Origin of the sequence: Bradyrhizobium sp. SHOUNA76 (assembly GCF_023006445.1) — a bacterium.
Lineage (GTDB): Bacteria > Pseudomonadota > Alphaproteobacteria > Rhizobiales > Xanthobacteraceae > Bradyrhizobium.
Genome location: NZ_JALBHA010000748.1, coordinates 1 through 2,187 on the forward strand (window position 1 = coordinate 1; position 2,187 = coordinate 2,187).

The 2,187-nt window shown below is 65.0% G+C and carries 2 protein-coding genes and 1 pseudogene; all 3 read right to left on the minus strand.

Translation table 11 applies throughout. The annotated features are described in order from the left end of the window. Window positions 1-273, minus strand: a pseudogene (gene murD, locus MOV74_RS36550) (UDP-N-acetylmuramoyl-L-alanine--D-glutamate ligase); the annotation flags it as partial. Between the two features lie 121 nt (window positions 274-394). Next, window positions 395-1,498, minus strand: coding sequence for a phospho-N-acetylmuramoyl-pentapeptide-transferase (gene mraY, locus MOV74_RS36555; protein ID WP_063202105.1), 1,104 nt, complete (start codon window positions 1,496-1,498; stop codon window positions 395-397). Between the two features lie 168 nt (window positions 1,499-1,666). Next, window positions 1,667-2,187 (minus strand): glutamate ligase domain-containing protein (locus MOV74_RS36560; RefSeq protein WP_309486874.1); only part of this gene is annotated, 521 nt, incomplete at its 5' end.

Genomic DNA, 2,187 nt, shown 5'->3' on the forward strand with positions numbered 1-2,187 from the left:
CTCGCGCGCCTGCAGCACGCTCCCGTGCGGCACCGGATGCGTCAGCGGCACGCCGGGCGCGAGCACGAGGGCCGCAAAGTTTGCCCAGGAAACATTGCGCAGATCCGCGGTGATGAAACCGGCCTGCACGGCCTTGGCGACGTTCTCGGCATTGTCGTCGGCCGCGATCACCTCGGCGCCGCCGGCCTTCAGCGCGTGGCAGGAGGCGAGCCCCGAACCGCCGAGGCCAAACACCGCGACGGTTTTGCCGGCAAAGGACGTGACGGGGATCATGATGATTTCATCCCCGTCGTTCCGGGGCTCGCGCAGCGAGAACCCGGAACCTCGAGATTCCGGGTTCGACGCTGGCACGCCGCCCCGGAATGACAGCAAGATTGAATCGCGACGACCATCATCACCGCAGCTTCAGCGTGGAGAGACCGGCCAGCGCCAGCATCACCGAGATGATCCAGAAGCGGATCACGATCTGCGGCTCGGTCCAGCCGAGCTGCTCGAAATGGTGATGGATCGGCGCCATCCGGAAGATGCGCTTGCCCGTGAGCTTGAACGACACCACCTGCACGATGACGGAGACCGCTTCCAGCACGAACAGGCCGCCGATCACCGCGAGCACGATCTCGTGCTTCACCGCCACCGCGATGGCGCCCAGCATGCCGCCGAGCGCGAGCGAGCCGGTGTCGCCCATGAAGATCGAGGCCGGCGGCGCGTTGAACCAGAGGAAGCCGAGGCCGGCGCCCAGCAGCGCGCCGCAGAGCACCGCAAGCTCGCCGGTGCCGGCGACATATTTGATCTGGAGATATTCGGCGAACACCGCGTTGCCGGCGAGATAGGCGATCATCGCAAAGCTCGCGGTCGCGATCATCACGGGAACGATAGCGAGGCCGTCGAGACCGTCGGTGAGGTTCACCGCGTTGCCGGAGCCGACGATGACGAAGGCCCCGAAGATGACGAAGAACCAGCCGAAATGCAGCACGGTGTCCTTGAGGAAGGGAATCGTCAGCGCGGTCGAGGCAGGATCGCGGTTCAGCCGCACCAGGGCGTAGCAGGCCACCAGTGCGATGGCGGCTTCGATCAGCAGGCGGAGCTTGCTGCCGAACCCGGTCGTGGTCTGCTTGGTCACCTTGAGGTAATCGTCATAGAAGCCGACGAAGCCGAAGCCGAGCGTCACCGCCAGCACGATCCAGACGTAAGGGTTGAGTGGATTGGCCCACAGCACGGTGCCGACGGTGAGGCCGGACAGGATCATCAGCCCGCCCATGGTGGGCGTGCCCTTCTTGGCGAGATGCGATTGCGGACCGTCGCTGCGGATCGGCTGGCCCTTGCCCTGGCGGATGCGCAAATGATCGATAATCCATGGTCCGAACAGGAACACGAACAGCGCGCCGGTGACGACGGCGCCGCCGGTGCGGAAGGTGATGTAGCGGAAGACGTTCAGGAAGGTGCGAACGGCACCGAAGCCCGGAAATGTGTTGGAGAGCTCGATCAGCCAGTAAAACATTCAGTTGGTCCTATGGCGCCTATGCACGCGGTTTTGGCCTTGATCTTGGCCTCAACGTGTCTCACGCGCATTCGCTGGTCTTCATCATGGGTCGCGTGACCTCTGGGGAAACCGGGACGGCTTCGCGCCGCAAAGGGTGGGATTCGGGAACAGCGCCTTCCAAGCAGTTTACGCCTTTGCCTGCAAGGCGGCCACCAGGCCTGGCACAAACTTGTTGACCCAGAACATCTTCTTGCTGCCCTTGACAACCACGACATCGCCCGCCCTCAGCAGGTTGGCGACCTCGCCCGGCTTCAGAGAGGCGGGATCGTCGTGCCAGCCGAGGCCCTTGCCGGCCGGGAGCACCTCGTAGAGGTGGCGCATCAGGGGGCCGACGCAGTAGACGCCGTCAATACCGTCGAGATGCTTGGCGAGGGCGGTGTGATAATCGGGCGCATCTTCGCCCAGCTCCAGCATGTCGCCGAGTACCGCAACGCGGCGGCCGCCGGTCACGTTGCGCGCCTGCAGGCTTTGCAGCGCGGCAGCAACGCTGGCCGGATTGCCGTTGAAACTGTCGTCGATCACGGTGATACCCCCGACCGCCTGCTCGACGCCACGGCCAGTCATGATACCGACCCGGTCGAGCTTGATCGCGAGCGTCGCCGCATCGAGATTGGCCGCACGGGCCGCGGCGAGCGCGGCCAGCGCAT